Consider the following 20,656-nt stretch of genomic DNA (forward strand, 5'->3'; position numbering starts at 1 on the left):
CCAGCTTAGCCACTTCCCCGGAAATGGCAAAGCCCGCATGACGCGGGCTTTGCCAGGAGGTGATCACCGGGGAGAGGCTTAGTTGCCGCTCCAGGCCGCGATCAGGGCCCGCTCTTCGTCGGTCATCTGGGTCATGTTGCCCAGGGGCATGTAGCCACTGGCCACCACCTGTTTGACCTGGTTGGCCAGGATCTGGGTCTGCTGCTCGGTCTCCAGCATCATGCCGGCGGGGGCGGAGGCGAAACCGGGCTGGGTCGGCTGGGCCGCGTGGCACTGCACGCAGCGGGCTTCCATGATGCCCTGTACCTGGGCCAGGGTAACGGCGGGAGCGCTCTGCACCTCGGCGCCGTCGGCCGCCTCACCGGATACCGGCGCAGAGACCGCGACCGGTGCCTGGCTGACGGGCGCGGCAATCCACACCACCGCCAGGATCAGCAGCACCCCCACCGCCGGATAGGCCGGCTTGTGCTGGCCGGAGTGCATCAGCACGAAGTACTGACGGATCAGGGCGCCGGCAAAGATGAACAGCGTCATGATCACCCAGGCCTGCGGGTGGTTGTAGGTGAAGGAGTAGTGGTTGCTCAGCATCAACAGCAGCACCGGCAGGGTGAAATAGGTGTTGTGCACCGAACGCTGCTTGCCGCGCTTGCCGTCGATCGGGTTGGGCGTTTCACCGGCCTTCAAGGCTTTCACCATGCGGCGCTGGCCCGGGATGATCCAGAAGAACACGTTGGCGGACATGGCGGTGGCCATGACGGCGCCGGTGATCAGGAAGGCGGCCCGACCGGAGAAGATATGGGAACTCAGATAGGCGACCGCCACCATCATCACCGCCACGGCGATACTGAGCACGCCATCGCGCTCCATGTTGGGGCTGATGCGCTTGCACAGCTCGTTGTACACGATCCAGCCCGAAGCCAGGAACACCAGGGCCACGATGTTGGCCTGCCAGCCGGTCATGCCGGCGGCCCACTCCCAGGGGGAGTTGGGGTTGACCAGGTAGAAGCTCGGCTTGGTCATGTACAGCAGGGCGAACAGGGCAAAGCCCGACAGCCAGGTGGTGTAGGACTTCCAGAACGACCAGTGCAGGTCGTCCGGCAGCTTTTCGGGGCTGGTGGCATACTTCTGGTTGTGGTAGAAACCACCGCCGTGCACGGCCCACATCTCGCCGAACACGCCTTTTTTCTTGCATTCTTCCGACTTGGGCGGCTTCAGGCCATTGTCCAGCATCACGAAGTAGATGGACTCACCGATCCAGGCGACGGCGGCAATGACGTGCAGCCATCTCAGCAACAAGTTACCAAATTCCAGCAGATACGCTTCCATGGTATTACCTTCTCTGTTTCATATTTATTACTTAGACCCTAGCGCATCGAAACAGATGCCCTGCCTGCTTGGGGCGGGAGCTGAGACCACATGCGCTGCCTTCTTGGTAAAACTGTATACACTTTAAAATTTAAAATGTTGACAATTTGTGGTTTGATTTTTTTCAATTATATGATGTTTGTCAATGTTATTTAACAAGAAATTTCTTGCAGCCCGCCGATTTTCACGGTGACAACTTTCACAAAAAACAAAAAAAACCTTAATTTTCATAAATATAATCAAAAACCCAAGGAAAAGTATCGTTCAGCCGGCACGGCGCGTCGGAGTCCCCCCAATCCAAGAGAGTAGATCCGGGAGCGGCGGCTCGCCAAGGGCAGATGGGGGAGAAGGTGTGACAAAAGGCTGTGTGAATTCTTGTATACAGAGACACCGGCAATGCCAATGAGGACTCATTCAAGGCCTTAATAGGAGGTAAGGGGCCGGTGCGCCAGCCCCGGGAAGGCGGTCAAGCGCCGGCCATAAACCAGTCTCCCCAGACGATGGCGGCATGATGTCTCCCGGGCACAGGATCACCCTGCTTCCTCCCTTCCATGGCATGGTCGATGCAGCTGGAACTGGGCCACCCTGGCCTCCAGCAGCCGGTACAGGGGGGCGGAATCGAAGCCGGGGGATAACCGACCCAGCACATGGGCCAGGCTTTCCAGGGTAGAGAGGGACTGGCCGCCCGGCCCCTTGCGGATGGCGTAGCGGCCCGCCGGTGCCCGGCTGAAGCTGAGCCTAGGCAGGTGCTGCAACCAGGGATTGAGATGGAGCAGGCGCCGGCTCTTGCGCCAGGTGCCGTCCAGCACGATCAGCCCCTCGACCGGCACGTCCGGGCCCGGCCCGCCATCGTCCAGATCAACCGCGTTCCCACCAGGATACAGCAACCACCAGTTCCCCGGTGGGGGAGCCATGGTTTCCGCCACCTCGATCCTGAGCCCACTCAGGCCCAGTTGCAGCAAGGGTACCGTGCTCTTGGCATGCGTCGCCTCGGAAGGGTGCTGCAGCACCACCACCGGCAGGGGACAGGGCTGGCAGTACACGGCGGCGCACAGGCAGGCATTCTGCGGCAAACGGCAGCCGCGGCAGTATGGACGGGGCATGGGTTCGGCCCTTTATCTCGGCATAAAGCGCGGATCATAGCGGCAAGCCCCGTCCGGATGAACCCCGAAAACATTAGATCTTATTAATAAAGCTTTTGTTGATTGACACTTTTTTAACCAGCGCATAGACCTTTAATAGAGTCCGTACAGCCATCGACGGCTGCCCAACGCGCAACCATAAGGAGATTGGTCGTGTCTGAGTTCCTCCATCACGAAAGCGACACCGCATCCGGCGCCGCCGGCCCCCTCAACCCCGAACGGCGCCAGTTGTTGCTGGGTGGCGCCGGCCTGCTGGCCGGCGCCGGCCTGGTTGGCCTGGCCCCCCGCGCCTGGTCCCAGGAGGCGCCCCTGCCGGACTATGTCGGCTGGAAAAACGCCGATGCCCTGATCATGCACAGCACCAACACCCTGGAAACCCGGCGCGACGCCATCGGCCGCGGGGTGCTCACCCCCAGCGACCAGTTGTTCGTGCGCAACAACCTGCCCGCCCCCGACGCCGGCATCATGCAGGACATCGAGGGCTGGGAGGTCAACATCGCCGGCGTCAACCATCCCAGGGCCCTCACCCTGGCGGAGCTGAAACGCATCGGCGTGGAGACGGTGGTCAGCGTGCTGCAGTGTTCCGGCAACGGCCGGGCCTTCTTTCCCCACGGCGCCAGCGGCACGCCCTGGACGGTGGGCGCCGCCGGCTGCGTGGCCTGGACCGGGGTTCCACTGCGCGAGGTGGTGCGTGAACTGGGCGGCGTGGCCGAGGGCATGAACTACCTCACCGGCACCGGCGGCGAGACCATCCCCGCCGGCCTGGATCCCAAAACGGTCATGGTGGAGCGCTCGGTGCCGCTGGCGGCGCTGGAGCAGGCCATGCTGGTGTGGGAGATGAACGACGAGCCCCTGCCCCTGGCCCACGGCGGCCCGGTGCGGCTGGTGATCCCCGGCTACTACGGGGTCAATAACGTCAAGTACGTCCGCCAGGTCGCCTTCACCGCCGGGCAGACCGATGCCGCCATCCAGGCCACCGGCTACCGGGTACGGGAGGTGGGGGTGTCGGGTTCGCCGGACCAGCCCTCCATGTGGGAGATGCCGGTCAAGTCCTGGGTGACTTCGCCGCTGACCTCCGCCAGCCCCGGCCGCACCCTGATCTACGGCGTGGCCTTCGGTGGCGTGCACGGCCTGGCCGGGGTCGAGGTGTCGGTGGATGGCGGCAGCCGCTGGGCCGAGGCGCGCTTTCTCGGGCCGGATCTGGGCCGCTTCGCCTGGCGCCCCTTCGTGCTGGCGGCCGAGCTGGTGCCGGGGGAGTATCGCCTGGTCAGCCGGGCCAGAGACGACCAGGGCCAGGTGCAGCCGGAAGAGCGGGTCGACAACGAACGGGGCTATGGCCACAACGGCTGGCGGGATCACGGCGTGCCCCTCACCGTCGCCTGAGGCCGGGCGGGCAGGCGCTCGCCTGCCCTTTCCACCACAACATCAAGGAGCCGCCATGTGGCGACCGACAGCCGTCCTCTTCGGCCTGGCCCTCTGCCTGCCGGCGCAGGCCGGGGGCGATCCCGAGGCCGGCAAACGGGTGTTTCTGGAGCTGGCCCAGCCCTCCTGCGCCCTCTGCCATAGCCTGAAGGACGCCGGGGCCGACGGCCAGATAGGGCCCAGCCTCGACGAGCTCAAGCCCACCGAAGCGCAAGTGGTGCAGGCCGTCACCAACGGCGTGGGCATCATGCCGGCCTTCAAGGACAGCCTCAGCCCCGAACAGATCGCCGACCTGGCCCGCTATGTGGAGCGGGCGGCGGGGCAATAGCCCCGGCGACGGATGCAATCTGCCGATTGAGGATCGGGCGCGGATCGGGGACAATAGCGGCCGTTTATCTGTCGCCGGTGAGCAAGGCCCTCGTCTGTTGCCCCCGCTCCCTCATCAACCTAGAAGATCGCCGACCATGTCATCATCATTCCAGCAGGAAGTGGCCAAGCGCCGTACTTTCGCCATCATCTCGCACCCGGACGCGGGTAAGACCACCATCACCGAAAAGGTGCTGCTGCACGGGCGCGCCATCCAGACCGCCGGCACCGTCAAGGGCCGGGGCTCGAACCAGCACGCCAAGTCCGACTGGATGGAGATGGAAAAGGAGCGGGGCATCTCGGTCACCACCTCGGTGATGCAGTTTCCCTACAACGACCGCCTGGTGAACCTGCTCGACACCCCCGGTCACGAAGACTTCTCGGAAGACACCTACCGCACCCTGACCGCGGTGGACTCCTGCCTGATGGTGATCGACGCCGCCAAGGGCGTGGAAGACCGCACCCGCAAGCTGATGGAAGTGACCCGGCTGCGCGACACCCCCATCGTCACCTTTATGAACAAGCTGGACCGGGACATCCGCGATCCCATGGAGCTGCTGGACGAGGTGGAAACCGAGCTCAACATCATGTGCGCCCCGGTCACCTGGCCCATCGGCAGCGGCAAGCTGTTCAAGGGGGTCTACCACCTGCACCGGGACGAGACCATCCTCTACCAGTCCGGCCAGGGCCACACCATCCAGGAAGTGCGCATCGTCAAGGGCCTGGACAACCCCGAGCTGGACCAGGCCATCGGCGACGACTTCGCCGCCCAGCTGCGCGAGGAGCTGGAGCTGGTGATGGGCGCCTCCCACGAGTTCGACCGGGAGCTGTTCCTGTCCGGCGAGCTGACGCCGGTGTTCTTCGGCACCGCGCTCGGCAACTTCGGCGTGGACCACATGCTCGACGGCCTCACCGAATGGGCGCCGGCGCCAATGCCGCGGCAGACCCACGAGCGGGAAGTGAAGGCCTCGGAAGAGAAGTTCTCCGGCTTCGTGTTCAAGATCCAGGCCAACATGGATCCCAAGCACCGGGATCGCATCGCCTTTATGCGCATCGTGTCCGGCAAGTACAGCCAGGGCATGAAGATGAAGCACGTGCGCATCGGCAAGCTGGTCAACATTTCCGACGCCGTGACCTTTATGGCCGGCGACCGGGAGCGGGCGGAAGAAGCCTATGCCGGCGACATCATCGGCCTGCACAACCACGGCACCATCCAGATCGGCGACACCTTCACCCAGGGCGAGGATCTCAAGTTCTCGGGCATCCCCAACTTCGCCCCCGAGCTGTTCCGCCGCATCCGGCTGCGCGACCCGCTCAAGCAGAAGCAGTTGCTCAAGGGGCTGGTGCAGCTCTCCGAGGAAGGCGCGGTGCAGGTGTTCCGCCCGCTCGACAACAACGATCTGATCGTGGGCGCCGTGGGCGTGCTGCAGTTCGACGTGGTGGTGGCCCGGCTCAAGTCCGAGTACAACGTGGACGCCCTGTACGAGGCGGTGAACGTGTCCACCGCCCGCTGGGTGTACTGCAAGGATCCCAAGAAGCTGGACGAGTTCCAGCGCAAGGTGTCCCTCAACCTGGCGCTCGACGGCGGCGACAACCTCACCTACATCGCCCCCACCATGGTCAACCTCAACCTGACCCAAGAACGCTACCCGGACATCCAGTTCCGCAAGACCCGGGAACACTGACAAAACGGCGCCCAAGGGCGCCGTTTCACTTGATGACAAAGCCGTTGTCATGACCGCATAAGTCGGCCAAAGGGCCAACTCCGCCGACACGCCGTAAATCCATCCATGGAGGCTCCGCCGCGCCCTCCCTGGCGCGGAGGGTCGGCGGAGCCGTTCCCTTTGTCCTCCGTATCGTTCGCCGCCGCCTGCTGACTCCCCCCCTAAAACGGCGCCGGGGCTGAAAAGAGGCAACAGGGATTGCCTCCACCGACCGTCACATGCCAGGGGGCGCGAAGCGCCTTGCACCGGAGGTATCGCTGCGACCGAGTTGCCAGTGGCAAGTCGCAGCGCGGCGATACCGGCGGTTTCCTCGACATTCGGCATGTGCCGAGCGTCACAGGGGGTGAGCTTGCTCGCCGTGACGAGTCGTTTCAGCCTGACCGAACATCCAGCGAATGTTCGCAGCAGGCTGAAACGGCGAGTGTCAGGTCCCGAAGCGTGTCGGCGAAGGTAGCCCTGTTGTCTCTTCCCTGAGCCGCAATAGACAGCCTCGCAAAGGGCGTAAACAGGTTATCAGGCAGCGGCCAGTATCTTGGCCACCTGCGGTGCCTTCTGCTGCTGCAGCAGGCTGCAACAGCCCTCGCTGGTGTCGAACAGGTGCAGGTGCTCCAGCCGGAAGCCGGCCTGGATGCTGCTGCCCCGGCGGATCAGGTGGCCGCCGTCGGTCACCACCACCACCTCGTCCTCGCCGGCGTAGCGGCTGTAGGCGAAGGTACTGCCGCCCAGGGCTTCCACCACCTCCACTGCCAGCGTCAGGCTGACGTCCGCCGGCTCGTCCACCAGCAGGTGCTCGGGCCGGATGCCCAGCAGCAGCACCTCCCCCACCGCCACTTCCCGATCCAGGGTCAGCTCGAAACGCTCGCCGCCGCTCAGCCGCAGCCGGGCCTGCCGGCCCTCGGCCGCCACCACCTCGGCGTTGAGGAAGTTCATCCGCGGCGAGCCGATAAAGCCGGCCACGAACTGGTTCACCGGGTTGTGGTAGAGCTCGAGCGGCGCTCCCACCTGCTCCACCCGGCCGTCGCGCAGCACCACTATCTTGTCGGCCATGGTCATGGCCTCCACCTGATCGTGGGTCACGTAGACCATGGTGTTGCCGAGCTGCTCGTGCAGCTTGGAGATCTCCACCCGCATCTGCACCCGCAGCTCGGCGTCCAGGTTGGACAGGGGCTCGTCGAACAGAAACACCTTGGGGTTGCGCACTATGGTGCGGCCGATGGCCACCCGCTGGCGCTGGCCGCCGGACAGCTGCTTGGGCAGCCGGTCGAGCAGGTGCTCCAGCTTGAGGATGCGGGCGGCCTCGCCCACACGCTGCTCTATTTCCGCCTTGCTCTTCTTCGCCAGGCGCAGGCCGAAGCTCATGTTGTCGCGCACCGTCATGTGCGGGTAGAGGGCGTAGGACTGGAACACCATGGCGATGCCCCGCTCCGAGGGCGACACCTCGTTGACTCTCTGGTTGTCGATAATGATGTCGCCCCCGCTTACCGTCTCCAGCCCGGCGATCATGCGCAGCAGGGTCGACTTGCCGCAGCCCGAGGGGCCGACAAACACCACGAACTCGCCGTGGCGGATGTCCAGATCCACCCCGTGGATAGTCTGCACCTCGCCGAAGCGCTTGATCACCTTGTTCAGTACTAAATCCGCCATTGTTCGCGTCCTCCGCTTATGCGCTTCGGCTCAGGCCGAGCCAGTGTCCCTGCTCCAGCACCAGGCTGCCCCGTTCCACCGCCAGCCGGCAGCGGCGGGGGCTGTCGCCGAACAGCAGTTGGGTCATGCCGTAGCGGCCGTCGTCCAGCAGCAGCTCCGCCGAGCAGCGATCCAGCAGCAGGTCCAGGCTGAGCGGGCGCGGGGCGCCCAGATCCAGCTCGTAGTCGTGGGGGTAGTGCTCGTCGAATTCCGCCACCCCGATCCGGCCCCGGCGCCGGCTGCGCAGGCCCAGGCGGCCGTCCCGGCGGAACAGGATAAAGTCCGCCTCCCCGGTGGGGCTGATGCGCAGCTCGCTGCCTTCCGCCAGCTCAAGCGCCAGCTGCAGCCGGGCCGCCTCGGGCCAGTCGGCGGCCAGCAGTTCGCCGGCGCCAACCTCACCGCAGGCCAGCACCCGCTCCGGCCGCTCGAAGGCCTCCAGCTCGGCCACGAAGGCCCGGTGCAGGCGCAGCCCCTGGTCGGTGGCCTTCAGGGTCAGGGTCTGGGGCAGGCTCATGGCCGAGCGCCAGTTCGCGGTGGGGGTCTGGTTGGCGTAGGGCCAGCAGCTCATCCAGCCCAGCACCAGGCGGCGGCCGTCCTCGGCCGGCACATCGGCCCAGGTCTGGCTGGCGTAGTAGTCGCGACCATGGTCCAGCCACAGCACGGTGTCAGGCGCATTGTCGTTGACGAAGCGCTCGCCGTCGAAGCGGCCCACAAAATACTGGGTGCCGGAGCCGGGTACATAGGCCTGGCGCTGGATGCCGACGATCAGGATCCAGCGGCTCTCGTCACTGCCCGCCACCGGGATCTCGAACAGATCCGGGCATTCCCAGGCCAGGTGATCGTGGGCGCCCTCCCCTTCGCCGAACTCGGAGCAGAAGCGCCAGTCCAGGCCGTCCGCGGAACGGTAGATGCCCACCTTCTGGCCCAGGGTCACCACCATGATCCAGTGCTGGCTGGGCCCGTGCCAGAACACCTTGGGATCGCGAAAATCCTGCAGCCCTGGGTTGGGCAGCACCGGGTTGCCGGCATAGCGCTGCCAGCGGCGGCCGCCGTCGGTACTGTAGGCCAGCCCCTGGGACTGGGGAAAGTCCCGGTCGCCCTCGCTCTTCTCGGCGGCGATGGTGTAGTAGGCCAGCAGCCCCCCTTCGGGCCCGACCAGGCCGGTGCTGTTGGCAACATCGGCGGTGGCGGTGCCGGAGAAACACATGCCCGCGGCGTCCGGCGCCAGGGCGATGGGCAGGTGCTCCCAGCTCAGCAGATCCCGGCTCACCGCGTGGCCCCAGTGCATGGGCCCCCAGACGGTGTCCATGGGATGGTACTGGTAGCAGAGGTGGAATTCTCCCCTGTGGTACACCAGGCCGTTGGGGTCGTTCATCCAGCCGAAAGGCGGGGTAAAGTGGAACAACGGACGGTAGGGGTCCTGCTTGGTCATCTCGATTCTCCTTATCCTTTAACGCCGGCGCTGGCCATGCTGCGGACGAACCGCTTCTGGAACGCCAGGAACACAATCAATACCGGGACCGTCACCATGCTGGCGTAGGCCATGATTTCGCCCCACTCGGTGGTGGTGCCGAAGAACTGCTGGATGCCCGGCTGCAGCGGCCGGGCGGCCTCGCCCTGCACCACCATGATGGGCCAGAGGTACTGGTTCCACATGTGCAGGAACTGCAGTATGGCCACGGTGGCGAACACCGGCCAGGACATGGGCACTATCACCTTCCAGTAGATCTGCCAGGGGCTGGCGCCGTCGATGGCCGCCGCCTCGTCGAAGTCTTTCGGGATGTCCCGGAAGAACTGGTAGAACAGGAAGATGGAGAAGGCGTTGGCCACCATCGGCAGTATCTGCACCTGCAGGCTGTTGAGCCAGGAGCCGTGCAGCACGAACTGGCCGTTTTCCCAGCCGATCCAGGGCAGGTGCGCCACCAGCATCAGCAGCGGCACCGAGATGGCCTCGAAGGGGATGATCAGCAGCGCTATCACCAGGGTCAGCATCAGCTGCTGCCCCTTCCAGCGCAGCCGGCTCAGGGCGAAGGCGGCCAGGCTGTTGACCAGCAGGCCCAGCACCACGGTGGTGCCGGTGATGATCACCGAGTTGAGGAACATGGTCTCGATGGCGCTCTTGCGGAACACCGCCCGGTAGTTGTCGAGGGAGACCTCCCCCACCGGCAGCAGGGCGCGGATCGAGTAGAGATCGGAGAAGATCTGCTGCTGGGGCTTGAACGAGGAGATCACCATGAACAGCAGCGGAAACAGGAACACATAGGCCAGCAGCACCAGCACGGCGTAGGTCAGGATCCGCTTGTAGATGAAGTTGGGATCGACCATGGAGGACGAAGAGGCGCTCATGCTTATTTCTCCCGCTTGTCGAAGTAGTATTTCTGGCCCAGGGCGATGGCCAGGATCACCAGGAAGTAGATCACGCTGATGGTGGCGCCGTAGCCGATGTCCTGCTCGCGGAACCCCTTGCGCACCGCGTGGTACATCACGGTACTGGTGGAGTCGGCAGGCCCGCCGGCGGTCATCACGTCCACCTGGGTGAACAGGCCGAAGGCGGCGATGGTGGTGGAGATCACCACGAAGATGGTGGTGTTGCGCAGCCCCGGCAGGGTGATATGCCAGAACTTCTGCCAGCCGTTGGCGCCGTCGAGGGAGGCCGCCTCGTACAGATCCTCGGGGATATTCTGCAGGCCGGCGAGGAAGATCAGCATCTGGTAGCCGGCCCCCTGCCAGGCCGACATGACGACGATGGCCGGCATCGACCAGGCCGGGCTGCCCAGCCAGTCGATGTCCCCGATCAGGCCGAAGGACAGGGTCTTCAGGAATTCGTTAATCAGGCCGGTGTCCTTGTGGTAGAGGAAGGTCCAGACGATGGACACCACCACCATGGAGGTCACCACGGGCGCGAAATAGGCGGTGCGGAAGAAATTGGTCCCCCTCAGCCCCAGGTTGACCAAGAGCGCCAGCAGCAGGGCGGCGCCGCACTGCAGGGGGATCACCATGAAGGCGAACTTCAGGGTGTTGCCGAAGGACTTGATGAACAGCGGATCCTTGGCCAGCAGCACCAGCCGCGACTCGTTGAAGGTGAAGGTCGCCAGTTCGCTGTAGTCCCGGTAGTCCGGGTTGGCGCGGAGCAGGGTGCGCAGCCGCTCGAACTCGGGCGCGCCGTCGGCGGCCCGCAGAATAGCGCCCGCCTCGTCGCGCCGGGCATCCTGGGTCAGCCAGGTCACCGCCAGCAGCCGGTCGTAGTTGCGCAGGCCCACCATCTCGGTGGCGTTGGGCGACAGCAGCCGCTGGTTGGTAAACGACAGCACTATCGCCATCACGAAGGGCACCAGGATGAAGAGCGCCAGCCCGAAGAAGGCGGGGCTGCCCAGCAGCCAGCCGTAAAAGCGCTGCCGCCGGGCCAGGGTGTCCTTGGGGCGGGCGGCCGTCGCCGCCGGCTGCCGCAGGGTTTGGGAGGGCATCATGTCGAGTCCTGTGAACGGGAGCCGGGGCCCGCGCCGGGCGGGCCCATGGGGGTTACTGGAAGCCGTAACCGTTGTTGTCGCGGATGTTGCGCTCGATCACCGCCACCGCCGCGTCCAGGGAATCCAGCACGTCCCGTCCGTCGAGGATGTCGTTGACCGCCTTCTCGAAGCTGCTGCTGATCACCGGGTAGGCCGGGGTCTCGGGGCGGATGCGGGCGAAGCGCTCGGAATAGTCGTAGAACATGCGCCGGCTGCCCCCTTCCCGGTAGTGCTCGGTCAGGGCCGCCGCCGCCGCCGAGGTGGGGATCAGGCTGGTGGCGTCGGCCATGGCCGCGATCTCCTCCGGCTGCAGCAGGAAGCTGACGAAACGGGCGGCGCCTTCCTTGTCCGGGCAGCTGCTGCTGATGCCCCAGTGCCAGGAGCCGCTGCCGATCACCGGACCATGACCCAGATCCAGGGTCGGCATCACCACCAGATCGTCCCCCAGCAATTCGCTGTATTCGCCCACCGCCCAGGAGCCGTTGTAGTGGATGGCCACCCGGCCGCGCAGGAAGCCCTTGTCGTCGGCGGCGCGGCGGTCGATATAGCCCTTGGTCACCAAGGCTCTCATCCACTCGCCCCAAGCCTCGGCGGCCTCGCCGTTGAGCTCGCCCTCGGACGCCAGGTAGCTGGCGCGATCGATCTGGTCGCCGCCGAAACTCTGCAGGAAGGGGGCGAAGCCGTAGGAGGCCCATTCACCGCTCCAGCTGGTGTTGATGTCGAAGGGATAGAAGAAATCCCCCGAAGCCTTAATCTTGGCCAGGATCTGGTCGAACTCCTCGCGGCTGTAGGGCTGCTCCAGGGTGGCCTTGCGGATGCCGTGCTTGTCGAGGGTGCTCTGGCGGGTGAACAGCGACAGGGCCACGTCGTACTGGCCCACCGAATACACCTTACCCTGGTAGCGGCCCTTGCCGGTGGACGCTATCTGGTTCAGCAGGGCCGGATCCAGCAGCCCGTCCAGGGGCGCCAGGTTGCCGGCCCAGGCGAAGTTGGGCACCACCGGCTGGTCCATGTCCAGCACGCAGGGCAGGCGCCCGGCCAGGGCCGCGGCGTTGATGGTTTCGGTATAGGCGCCCTCGGGGATCAGCTCCACCACCACCCGGTAGTCGTTCTGGCTGTCGTTGAAGCGGGCGATGGCCGCCTGGGAGGCGGCGATTTCGTTCTCGTTGGTGTCGTGGCGCCAGGCGCGGATTTCCACCGGCTGGGCCAGTGCCTGGGCGGACAGGCCGGTGAGCAGGGTAGCAAGCAGGGTACGGGAAAAAGTGCGCATTGTTCATCCTTGTAACAAGGCAGCCGGGGCTGCATCACTGACGGGGAACTTGGGTCAAGTTCGGGTTCGATAGACAAACTAGCGCAAGCTAAATCGGTTTAGCAACCAGCTAAACCACAAATGCGTCATTTCTGTGAGCAAGGTTACAAAATCGTTTCAGCCACCCTGTGATCCAGGCTACAAATACATCCGGACCGCCCCCGGCGGCCGGCAGAGGGCTAACCCCTTGCTAAACAAAAAGGAAGGCTTTCGCCTCCCCTCTTTCTCCTGCTGCGCTTTAGGCCGCGGGCTCGGCCATCGCCGTTGGCCGCGCTTCCGGCTCGGTCAGGTTTGCCAGCCAGTAGCCCTTGCGGATCCGCCAGTACACCCCCAGCGCCTTGACCACCTCCTCGCTCAGCACCATGGCGTACACCCAGACGAAGGGCAGCTCCCAGAAAAAGGCCGCCAGCCAGGTCAGCGGCAGGCCGATGATCCACATCGCCACCATGTCCATGCCCAGGCAGAAGCGGCTGTCGCCGCCGGAGCGCAATATGCCCTGGATGGCGGTCATGTTGAACACCTTGACCCAGAACCCCAGGCACATCACCACCATCGCCAGCTGGGTCTGGTAGGCGGTGTCGGCGTCCGGCATCTGCATCCAGCCCAGCAGCAGCGGCGAGGCCGCCAGCAGCATGAGCCCCAGCAGCAGGGAGCCCAGCGGCGCTATCCACAGGAAACGGTGCGCCAGCCAGCGGGCCTCGGCAAACTGATCCCGCCCCAGGCGCTGGCCGATCATGATGCCGCAGGCGCTGACCAGGCCGAAGAAGAAGGCGTGGTACATGCCTTCTATCGGCGCCAGCAGGCTCATCACCGCCAGCGGCACCGTGCCCAGGCGGCCGGCGATCAGGTGATAGCCGAGCGAGCCTGCCGACCACAGGGTAAAGTTGGCCACCAGCGGCCAGGTCAGGGCAATGAAATTCCCCGGCAGCCGGGTGCCGCGCAGCGCCCGCCAGGTGGCGCCCTCCAGGCGCAGCTCCGGTCGCTGCTGCTGCTCCCAGAGGATCCAGCCGAACTGGAACAGCCGCGCCAGCACGGTGGCGATGGCCGCCCCGGTCACGCCCAGGGCCGGCAGCCCCAGGCCGCCGTTGATCAGCCAGTAGTTGAGCGCGATGTTGAGCAGTATGGCCACCGCCGCGTACTTGAGCGGCCAGTCGGCGCGACCGATGGAACGCATGGCCGACTCGTAGACGATGATGCCCTGGGTGGTGAACAGGGTCAGGCCGATCAGGGTGAGATATACGGTGCCCAGCTCGACCACGTTGGGATCGCTGCTGCCCAGGCGGATCAGCGGCTCGGACCAGCCCAGCAGCCAGAGGGTGAAGGGCAGCATCACCAGGGTGCCCAGCAGCAGCGCGCAGGCCAGGGTCTGGCGCACCTTGTCGCGCCGGCCGGCGCCGAAATACTGGGCCACCATGATGGAGCAGCCGGTGCCGATGGCCGCCATCACCAGGATCAGCACGAAGTTGAGCTTGGCCGACAGCCCCACCGCCGCCACCGCCTCGTTGCCCAGGTGGCTGACCATCAGCACGTCGGCCATACCCAGCGCCGCCACCAGCGCCGACTGCACCGCCACCGGCAGCGCCAGGCTCATCACCTGCCGCCAGAATTGTCGATAACCCATAATGCCCCCCGCCGGGTCGGCCCCGCCACCACGGCAACGGCTGTCCCCGGAATGCTCCGGTAATGTGAAAAAAGATGGATAGTGAAACAAGCGGCCTGCCGCCGTGACCGGAAATGGCCGGGGAACAGGCTGGAGAAGTAGTTATTATGGGGCTATTCTAGTGGGCGCATGAAAAACAGGCTATGTACATATGAATCAACAACCTGTGAATTTGAATCATGATGAGTTCCAGGACCTGCTCGTGCTGGGGCCCGAGTGCCGGGAGCGCTTCCTGATCACCGAGGAGGTACCGGAGATGCAGGACTACGATCTGCACCTGGGCGGGGTCAGTGTACTTCAGGGCCGGTACCAGGTCGGCCAGAAGGCGCCGGATCTGCACACCCTGCTGTTCACCACCGCCGGCCGGGGCCGGCTGTCGCTGCCGGGCAGGCAACTGGCGATACCGCCCGGCAGCGTCACCCTGCTGCCGGCGGGCCGCCCCTTCCTGTTCGAGCTGGACGGCGACGACTGGCACATGGCCTGGCTGCTGCTGCGCGACAGCGGCACCTGGGCCCGGCTGCGGGAGCACGACAGCGACGTTTTCCAGCATGATCAGGTCTGGGCCCTGGCGCCGCTGCTGGACAGCCTCTACCACCAGAGCCGCACCCCGCGCCGGCGGCCGCTGCTGACCCTGGTGCACGAGCTGCTCACCGAGATCCTGTCGCAGCAGGGCGGCTTCAGCCGGCTGGAGATGGCGGTACGCCAGTTGTTCGCCCGGCTCGAGGCCCAGCTGCACCAGAAATGGAGCCAGGCCGCCCTGGCGGAAGAGGTGCACTGCTCGGTGCCCCACCTCAACCGGGTCTGCCGCAAGCTCTACGGCCAGAGCCCCATGCACCGGCTGGCCCGGCTCCGGCTGCAGCGGGCGCGGGAGCTGCTGGCCCACAGCAACTGGCAGATAAGCCAGGTCGCCCAGCGGGTCGGCTACCCGGACGCCTTCAACTTCAGCCACTGGTTCCGCCACCAGACCGGGGTCTCCCCCTCCCATTACCGGGCCCAGGCCCATGCGGCCGCCAGGCGCTAGCCACCCATTACACTGCACAGCAAAATAAAAACTCGAGTTGTTATGTTAATTTTGTATAACATGCCGTTAAACAAAGATTAAATCAGATATCCGTCACAATGCAGCGCAAAAAATAGGCTAAAATAGGCCCTATGGTCCAACCACTGGGGCGGGCCATCAACCCACGATAAAGGAAAACGACCATGAACCAGCCTAACGAAGACATGAACGGCAAGATCTGCGTGGTGACCGGCGCCGCCCGGGGCCTGGGCCGGGCCATCAGCGAAACCCTGGCCCGAGCCGGCGCCACCCGGGTCTATGCCTGCGATATCAACCTGACCCCGGCCCTGGGCTGGATGGAAGATTACCCCAACGTGACCGGCGCCACCCTGGACGTGTGCGATCCGGCCGCCCTGACCGAGCTGAGCGGCCGCATCCTGGCCGAGCACGGCCGGGTGGACGTGCTGGTGAACAACGCCGGCATCACCCGCGACGCCCTGCTCGACAAGATGACCGAATCGGACTGGGATCTGGTGCTCAACGTCAACCTCAAGGGCGTGTTCATGATGACCCAGGCCATGCTGCCGCTGATGCGGGTGCAGAACAAAGGCAGCATCGTCAGCATCTCCTCCATCGTCGGCACCGACGGCAACATCGGCCAGAGCAACTACGGCGCCAGCAAGGGCGGCGTGATCGCCATGACCAAGGGCTGGGCCAAGGAATTCGCCCGCGGCGGCGCCCAGATCCGCGCCAACTGCATCGCCCCCGGCTTTATCAACACCGAGATGACCCAGGCGGTGCCGGAGAAGGTACTGGACAAGATGCGTTCCCGCATCCCCCTGGGCGAGCTGGGCGAACCCCGGGACATCGCCGAGGGCGTGCTGTTCCTGGCGAGCGAGCGCTCACGCTATATCACCGGCCAGGTGCTGAAAATCGACGGCGGCCTGGTGCTTTAATCCTCACAACACCTCCGCCCGGCTGCTCAGGTGCAGCCGGCGGCGCAGGCGCCGGGCCAGGGCATCCACCAGGATATTGAGTCCGGCGCACACCAGCAGCAACGCCATGGCCCGGTCGAAGCGGAACTCGCTGAACGCCGAATCGATAAAAAAGCCCAGGGTGGGAATGCCCAGCATGCCCAGTATCGCCGTTTCCCGGATCAGGTTCTCGAACCGGTACAGGCTGTAGGCCATAAAGGCCCGGTACAGCCGGGGCAGCACCTCGAACAGGTAAAGATTCACTCCGCGGGGAGCGTCCTCCCGCAGCACCAGGCCATTGAGATGATGCCCCAGCAGGTGGGCGATGATGGCGCCGTTGTGCAGACCGAGCGCCAGCATGGCCGGCAGCATGCCCGGACCGAGCAGCAGCATGCCGATAAAGGCCAGCAGGTATTCAGGCAGGGAGCGCATCAGCACCAGCCACCAGTGGCTGAGGGTACGGCTGGCCGGGTTGCCGAAGCGGCGCGAGATGGCCGGGAACCAGGCCAGCGCCAGCAGCGCGGTGACCACCAGCGCCAGCAGCGCCAGCACCAGGGTGTTGAACAGCCCGGGCGCCATCTGCCCCCGCCACAGCGCCCCCAGCCAGGGCCAGAGCCCGGCCCAGTCGCCGACCCGCAGCGGGGCGGGCACTATGTCCTGGGTGAAAAAGCGCGCCATCAGCGCCCAGTCCAGCCCGGCCAGCGGCGGCAGCCAGAGCAGCGCCGCCAGCAGGTAGAGCGGCACCAACCGGGGCCGGAGCCACCACTTGATGGTGGCGATGATCAGCACCAGGGCGTAGAAGAAGCTCGCCGCCTCGTCGTAGTAGCCCTGGCGCAGCAGGGATTCCAGGTGATAACCCAGGGTCGGCAGGCCGATAAAGCCCAGCACCGCCGAGCTGCGGATGCCGCACTCCAGCCGGTAGCCGGTGTAGGTGGCCATCTGCCGCCAGCACAGGGGCAACTGGATGAACAGCAGCCGGGACAGGCCGCCGATGCCCGGTGCAAGCGCCTGCTCCGGCGCCGGATCCGCCTCTTCGAACAACTCGCCGTAGATCTTGGCGAAGGTACCGGCGTAGGGCAGCGCGATGGCCAGCACCCCGGCCGGCGCCGTGAGCCCCAGCAACTGGATGAACAGCAGCGCCCAGAACAGCTCGTGCACCGCCCGCAGGGACGCCGCCAGCCGGCGTACCCAGGGCAGGCGGTAGCCCGCCGCCAGCCCCAGCCCCAGCACCGCGCCCAGGGCCACCCCCTGCAGGGCGAAGGCCAGGGTGTTGGCGAGGGCGGACAGCAGGGTCCCCGCCTCGGGCGGGGCCGGCAGCAGCAGGCCGGCGCCCAGGCGGGAAAGCTCGTGCCAGGGGTCGAGGGCGGTGACGGACAGATCGGCCCAGGGCAGGCACAACAGCGCCAGCAGCAGGAACAGCAGGCTGCTGTGCACCATGGCCCGGGCCGGTTGCGGCTGGGCCATCAGCGGCTCCGGTACAGGGTGCGCAACTGGTCCGGGGTCAGCGCCTGGCTGGCCGCGTCCAGCACCACCCGCCCTTGGCGCAGGCCGACGATGCGGGTGCAGTGAGTGAGTGCCTGCTCCACGTTGTGCAGCGCCAGCACCACGGTATGGTGGCGGGCACAGACCAGCCGCAGCAGTTCGTCGGCCTGGCGCTCGTCCAGTGCCGACACCGGCTCGTCGCCGATAAAGATGGGCTTTTGCTGGTACAGGGCCCGGCCCAGGCCGACCCGGCCCTGCTGGCCGCCGGAGAGCCGCTCGGCGGCGGTCCACAGCTGGCCGGCCAGCCCCAGCTGGCTGGCCAGCGCGGTGATCTCGGCCCGGGGCCGGGCCAGGGGCCGCACCAGGTTGGCCAGGTTGTACCAGAAGGGATGGCGCTCGAGCCGCCCCATGTAGATGTTGTGAAAGGCCGACAGCATGGGCACCAGCCCCGGCTGTTGCGGGCACCAGGCCACTTCCAGCGGGCGCAGCTCGCGCAGCCGGCGCAGCAGGGTGCTCTTGCCGGTGCCCGACTCACCCAGCAGGGCGACTTTGTCCCCTTCCCTCACCTCCAGCGACAGCTCGCGCAGCACGGGCGTACCCGCGTAGCCCAGGGTATCCTGGTGGAAGCGGAACAGGCTGACGCCCTTGTCCATTACGGCTCGGGATCCATGATGCCGATGGCCACGGCGGTGTCGCGGATGGGGGCGTAGTCGTCGTTGCTCGCCGCGATAAAGCCGGAGCGGGGGAAGGCCGCCAGCAGCTCGGGGTCTTTCATCTCCAGCAGCGCCTGCTGCACCTTCTGCTTGAAACCGGCGCCGAAGCGCGCGTCCACGTCGCCGCGGATGCTCCACTGGTAGTCGGGATAGGCGGGGGTGGCCCAGATCACCCCGACCTTGCTCTCGTCGATATTGCCCTTGGCCTTTTCCGCCTCCCACACCGCGTAGTTCACCGCGCCCAGCTCGAAGGCGCCGGACTGCACCAGACTGATGGTGCGGTTGTGGTCGCCGGAAAAGCCGACCCGGGAGAACAGCTGCTCCGGCGCCTGGCCGAAGTGCTGGCGCAGGTAGAACTCGGGCATCAGCCGGCCGGAGGTGGAGCCCTTGTCGCCGAAGGTGAAACGCTTGCCGGCCAGCCCGGCGGGTAACTGCTCACTCTCGCCCAGACCGGTACTGGCGTGGGCGATGATGTAGCTGACGAATTCGGTGTCCTCCACCCCCTGGGCGATGGCCTCGCTGCCCGGCACCAGCTCGCGGGCCTGCACCCCGGTCAGGCCGCCGAACCAGGCCAACTGCACCTGATCGTTACGAAAGGCGCTCACCGCCGCCGGGTAGCTCTTCACCGGAATGTACTGCACCTCCACGTCCAGCTTTTCAGACAGGTAGTCTGCAATCTTGCCGAAGCGCTCGGTCAGGTGGCGCTCGTCCTGATCGGGGATGGCGGTGAACACAAAAGGCGCGGCCTGGGCCAGGGAGCCCAGGCACAGGGTCATCAGGCCCAGCAGGCGGGCACGCAAAGCAGGGGTCATCTTCATGGTCGACTCATCCGGAAAAAGGCGGGAACCGGATTATAGCCGATGACGGGCCGGGATCAGAGCCCCAGCCAGCCGTTCATCAGCGCCATGTAGACCAGGGTGCCGGCGAGGATGCTGAGCAGCGCCTGCCGGCGCCACAGCTGCAGCGCCGCCACCACCGCCACCGCCAGCAGCTGATGGCTGCCGTCGGCGGGTGCGCTCCACTGGTGCACGCCCATGGCATAGAGGGTGAGCAACACCATCATGGCCACCGGCAGCCGCCGGCCCAGCACCTGGATGCGCCTGTGGTGGGCGATCACCCCCCGGGCCACGAAGGGGAAGGCGCGCAGGCCGAAGGTGACCGCCCCCATGATCAGCGCCGCCAGCAGGTAGTCGAGTTCAGACATGGGCCGCCTCCCGCTTCGCTTCCGGCCAGGCCAGCAACACCAGCACCAGCATCAGCGAGGCCGCCAGCAGGAAGTACTCACTGACCCAGGTGCCGGCCACGGCCGCGGCCAACAGCCCCAGGGCCACGGCGCCCCAGTCCTTTTTGGCGCGGATCTGCTCCACTGCCAGCACGGTGAACAGGGCGGTGAGGGCGAAGTCCAGGCCCTGCAGGCCGGGGGGCAGGCCCCGCGCCAGCAGTATGCCCGCCAGGGTGCCCAGCACCCAGTAGCCCTGGTTGAACAGCGTCACCAGCAGGGCGGTCTTGCTGTCCTTCACCTGGCCGGAGGCGCTGAGCAGGGAATAGGTTTCGTCGGTGATGCCGAAGATAAAGTACGGGCGGCCGAGGGCGCCCTTGGGCAACAGGTGATAGAGCGACAGGCCGTAGAACAGGTGGCGGAAGTTCACCAGCAGCGCCGCCACCGCCAGATCGATCCAGCCGATGCCCGCCGCCAGCATGCCCACCGCCAGGTATTGCAGGGCGCCCGCATAGACCAGCACGCTCATCAGCGGCGCCCAGTACCAGCTCAGGCCCGCATCCACCCACAGCACCCCGAACACCGCCCCCAGGGGCAAATAGCCCATCATCACCGGCAGGGTAAGCGGCACCACGCCGCGCCACGTATCCATGACTCTCGCCCCAATACCTTATAAAACATTAAAAATTAAGGGATTCACCCTGCATTAGCAAGGTATTAACGCCACCAGGCAGGCGATTTTCCTTAAGGCTCCAAACGGAACATTATTAGGCGAGCGGCTTTTATTCGGCGCAACAACCACATAACCCGACCCTGACCGGTATGAAGACATGGCGGAGCTGAGCCCGTGCGCTGGTGGCGGGCCGCCTTTCGCCCGCGCCACCCCATGACCGACGGCCAGGAGCGGCTGACGGACACCCTGCTGCTGTTTTCCTGGTGTCACTCTGCTGGGGAGCGCGAATCCACTTTCAAGATAAAAAGAGAAGGGCAACAAGCAATAATAAATTGATTTTATTGCAAAAAAAATAAAAAACAGAAAAAAACAAACAATTAAATTTTCAAAATAAATGAAATGAAAATTCAATATGAAA

Annotated in this window: 18 protein-coding genes; 5 read left to right on the plus strand and 13 right to left on the minus strand. The window is 65.5% G+C overall.

Annotated features, from left to right (window positions below; all coding sequences use genetic code 11):
* Positions 1 to 78: 78 nt before the first annotated feature.
* Both ACT7DK_RS15035 and ACT7DK_RS15040 read right to left on the minus strand, forming a co-directional pair.
* A complete protein-coding gene (locus ACT7DK_RS15035; protein ID WP_445400541.1) occupies positions 79 to 1,326 on the minus strand; it encodes a urate hydroxylase PuuD in 1,248 nt (415 codons plus the stop codon).
* 569 nt (positions 1,327 to 1,895) lie between these two features.
* Positions 1,896 to 2,468 carry a tRNA-uridine aminocarboxypropyltransferase gene (locus ACT7DK_RS15040; protein WP_445400543.1) on the minus strand — a complete coding sequence of 191 codons (573 nt, stop codon included), beginning with the start codon at positions 2,466 to 2,468 and terminating at the stop codon, positions 1,896 to 1,898.
* Between the two features lie 192 nt (positions 2,469 to 2,660).
* Between ACT7DK_RS15040 and sorT the strand changes: the two genes are divergently transcribed.
* The 3 genes from sorT to prfC all read left to right on the plus strand — a co-directional run bounded on the left by sorT (position 2,661) and on the right by prfC (position 5,980).
* Positions 2,661 to 3,890: a SorT family sulfite dehydrogenase catalytic subunit gene (gene sorT / locus ACT7DK_RS15045; RefSeq protein WP_445400545.1), complete on the plus strand. Its 1,230-nt coding sequence runs from the start codon at positions 2,661 to 2,663 to the stop codon at positions 3,888 to 3,890.
* A 55-nt stretch (positions 3,891 to 3,945) separates the two neighbouring features.
* Positions 3,946 to 4,257, plus strand: a complete 312-nt coding sequence (sorU, locus tag ACT7DK_RS15050) for a SorU family sulfite dehydrogenase c-type cytochrome subunit (RefSeq protein ID WP_445400547.1) — start codon at positions 3,946 to 3,948, stop codon at positions 4,255 to 4,257.
* 136 nt (positions 4,258 to 4,393) lie between these two features.
* Complete coding sequence (gene prfC, locus ACT7DK_RS15055) at positions 4,394 to 5,980, plus strand: peptide chain release factor 3 (protein ID WP_094039118.1); 1,587 nt, start codon at positions 4,394 to 4,396, stop codon at positions 5,978 to 5,980.
* A 552-nt stretch (positions 5,981 to 6,532) separates the two neighbouring features.
* On the opposite strand, the gene ACT7DK_RS15060 is transcribed toward prfC, so the two are convergent.
* The 6 genes from ACT7DK_RS15060 to ACT7DK_RS15085 form a co-directional block, all read right to left on the minus strand.
* A complete protein-coding gene (locus ACT7DK_RS15060; RefSeq protein WP_445400550.1) occupies positions 6,533 to 7,663 on the minus strand; it encodes an ABC transporter ATP-binding protein in 1,131 nt (376 codons plus the stop codon).
* Between the two features lie 16 nt (positions 7,664 to 7,679).
* Positions 7,680 to 9,134 carry a glycoside hydrolase family 32 protein gene (locus ACT7DK_RS15065; protein WP_445400552.1) on the minus strand — a complete coding sequence of 485 codons (1,455 nt, stop codon included), beginning with the start codon at positions 9,132 to 9,134 and terminating at the stop codon, positions 7,680 to 7,682.
* Between the two features lie 11 nt (positions 9,135 to 9,145).
* On the minus strand, positions 9,146 to 10,048 hold the full coding sequence (locus tag ACT7DK_RS15070) for a carbohydrate ABC transporter permease (protein ID WP_445400554.1): 903 nt from the start codon (positions 10,046 to 10,048) through the stop codon (positions 9,146 to 9,148).
* A gap of 2 nt (positions 10,049 to 10,050) precedes the next feature.
* The gene (locus ACT7DK_RS15075; protein ID WP_445400556.1) at positions 10,051 to 11,169 is read right to left on the minus strand and encodes a carbohydrate ABC transporter permease; all 1,119 of its coding nucleotides are present in this window, start codon (positions 11,167 to 11,169) and stop codon (positions 10,051 to 10,053) included.
* Between the two features lie 52 nt (positions 11,170 to 11,221).
* Positions 11,222 to 12,478, minus strand: coding sequence for an ABC transporter substrate-binding protein (locus ACT7DK_RS15080; protein WP_445400558.1), 1,257 nt, complete (start codon positions 12,476 to 12,478; stop codon positions 11,222 to 11,224).
* A gap of 277 nt (positions 12,479 to 12,755) precedes the next feature.
* Positions 12,756 to 14,138, minus strand: a complete 1,383-nt coding sequence (locus tag ACT7DK_RS15085) for an MATE family efflux transporter (protein ID WP_445400560.1) — start codon at positions 14,136 to 14,138, stop codon at positions 12,756 to 12,758.
* 190 nt (positions 14,139 to 14,328) lie between these two features.
* On the opposite strand from ACT7DK_RS15085, the gene ACT7DK_RS15090 reads away from it, so the two are divergent.
* Positions 14,329 to 15,198, plus strand: coding sequence for an AraC family transcriptional regulator (locus ACT7DK_RS15090; RefSeq protein WP_445400562.1), 870 nt, complete (start codon positions 14,329 to 14,331; stop codon positions 15,196 to 15,198).
* A 182-nt stretch (positions 15,199 to 15,380) separates the two neighbouring features.
* On the plus strand, positions 15,381 to 16,133 hold the full coding sequence (gene fabG, locus ACT7DK_RS15095) for a 3-oxoacyl-ACP reductase FabG (protein ID WP_445400565.1): 753 nt from the start codon (positions 15,381 to 15,383) through the stop codon (positions 16,131 to 16,133).
* 3 nt (positions 16,134 to 16,136) lie between these two features.
* On the opposite strand, the gene ACT7DK_RS15100 is transcribed toward fabG, so the two are convergent.
* The 5 genes from ACT7DK_RS15100 to ACT7DK_RS15120 are packed head-to-tail and all read right to left on the minus strand — an operon-like array spanning position 16,137 to position 20,217.
* Positions 16,137 to 17,615 (minus strand): PhnE/PtxC family ABC transporter permease, encoded by a 1,479-nt coding sequence (locus ACT7DK_RS15100; RefSeq protein WP_445400567.1) that lies wholly within the window; start codon positions 17,613 to 17,615, stop codon positions 16,137 to 16,139.
* Positions 17,615 to 18,286: an ATP-binding cassette domain-containing protein gene (locus ACT7DK_RS15105; protein ID WP_445400569.1), complete on the minus strand. Its 672-nt coding sequence runs from the start codon at positions 18,284 to 18,286 to the stop codon at positions 17,615 to 17,617. Before ACT7DK_RS15105 ends, ACT7DK_RS15100 begins: the two co-directional genes overlap by 1 nt.
* Positions 18,286 to 19,164, minus strand: a complete 879-nt coding sequence (locus ACT7DK_RS15110; protein WP_445400571.1) for a putative selenate ABC transporter substrate-binding protein — start codon at positions 19,162 to 19,164, stop codon at positions 18,286 to 18,288. Before ACT7DK_RS15110 ends, ACT7DK_RS15105 begins: the two co-directional genes overlap by 1 nt.
* A 56-nt stretch (positions 19,165 to 19,220) precedes the next feature.
* Entirely contained in the window at positions 19,221 to 19,550 is a 330-nt protein-coding gene (locus ACT7DK_RS15115) for a branched-chain amino acid transporter permease (RefSeq protein ID WP_094039295.1), read from the minus strand.
* Complete coding sequence (locus ACT7DK_RS15120; protein ID WP_445400573.1) at positions 19,543 to 20,217, minus strand: AzlC family ABC transporter permease; 675 nt, start codon at positions 20,215 to 20,217, stop codon at positions 19,543 to 19,545. Before ACT7DK_RS15120 ends, ACT7DK_RS15115 begins: the two co-directional genes overlap by 8 nt.
* Positions 20,218 to 20,656: the final 439 nt, after the last annotated feature.

The organism is Zobellella sp. An-6, assembly GCF_052487945.1.

Excerpts from the sequence above, each read along its gene's own strand:
- ACT7DK_RS15035 (WP_445400541.1), bottom strand. The coding sequence starts at position 1,326 with ATGGAAGCGTATCTGCTGGAATTTGGTAACTTGTTGCTGAGATGGCTG.
- ACT7DK_RS15040 (WP_445400543.1), bottom strand. The coding sequence starts at position 2,468 with ATGCCCCGTCCATACTGCCGCGGCTGCCGTTTGCCGCAGAATGCCTGC.
- sorU (WP_445400547.1), top strand. The coding sequence starts at position 3,946 with ATGTGGCGACCGACAGCCGTCCTCTTCGGCCTGGCCCTCTGCCTGCCG.
- prfC (WP_094039118.1), top strand. The coding sequence starts at position 4,394 with ATGTCATCATCATTCCAGCAGGAAGTGGCCAAGCGCCGTACTTTCGCC.
- ACT7DK_RS15060 (WP_445400550.1), bottom strand. The coding sequence starts at position 7,663 with ATGGCGGATTTAGTACTGAACAAGGTGATCAAGCGCTTCGGCGAGGTG.
- ACT7DK_RS15065 (WP_445400552.1), bottom strand. The coding sequence starts at position 9,134 with ATGACCAAGCAGGACCCCTACCGTCCGTTGTTCCACTTTACCCCGCCT.
- ACT7DK_RS15070 (WP_445400554.1), bottom strand. The coding sequence starts at position 10,048 with ATGAGCGCCTCTTCGTCCTCCATGGTCGATCCCAACTTCATCTACAAG.
- ACT7DK_RS15075 (WP_445400556.1), bottom strand. The coding sequence starts at position 11,169 with ATGATGCCCTCCCAAACCCTGCGGCAGCCGGCGGCGACGGCCGCCCGC.
- ACT7DK_RS15080 (WP_445400558.1), bottom strand. The coding sequence starts at position 12,478 with ATGCGCACTTTTTCCCGTACCCTGCTTGCTACCCTGCTCACCGGCCTG.
- ACT7DK_RS15085 (WP_445400560.1), bottom strand. The coding sequence starts at position 14,138 with ATGGGTTATCGACAATTCTGGCGGCAGGTGATGAGCCTGGCGCTGCCG.
- ACT7DK_RS15090 (WP_445400562.1), top strand. The coding sequence starts at position 14,329 with ATGAATCAACAACCTGTGAATTTGAATCATGATGAGTTCCAGGACCTG.
- fabG (WP_445400565.1), top strand. The coding sequence starts at position 15,381 with ATGAACCAGCCTAACGAAGACATGAACGGCAAGATCTGCGTGGTGACC.
- ACT7DK_RS15100 (WP_445400567.1), bottom strand. The coding sequence starts at position 17,615 with ATGGCCCAGCCGCAACCGGCCCGGGCCATGGTGCACAGCAGCCTGCTG.
- ACT7DK_RS15105 (WP_445400569.1), bottom strand. The coding sequence starts at position 18,286 with ATGGACAAGGGCGTCAGCCTGTTCCGCTTCCACCAGGATACCCTGGGC.
- ACT7DK_RS15110 (WP_445400571.1), bottom strand. The coding sequence starts at position 19,164 with ATGAAGATGACCCCTGCTTTGCGTGCCCGCCTGCTGGGCCTGATGACC.
- ACT7DK_RS15115 (WP_094039295.1), bottom strand. The coding sequence starts at position 19,550 with ATGTCTGAACTCGACTACCTGCTGGCGGCGCTGATCATGGGGGCGGTC.
- ACT7DK_RS15120 (WP_445400573.1), bottom strand. The coding sequence starts at position 20,217 with ATGGATACGTGGCGCGGCGTGGTGCCGCTTACCCTGCCGGTGATGATG.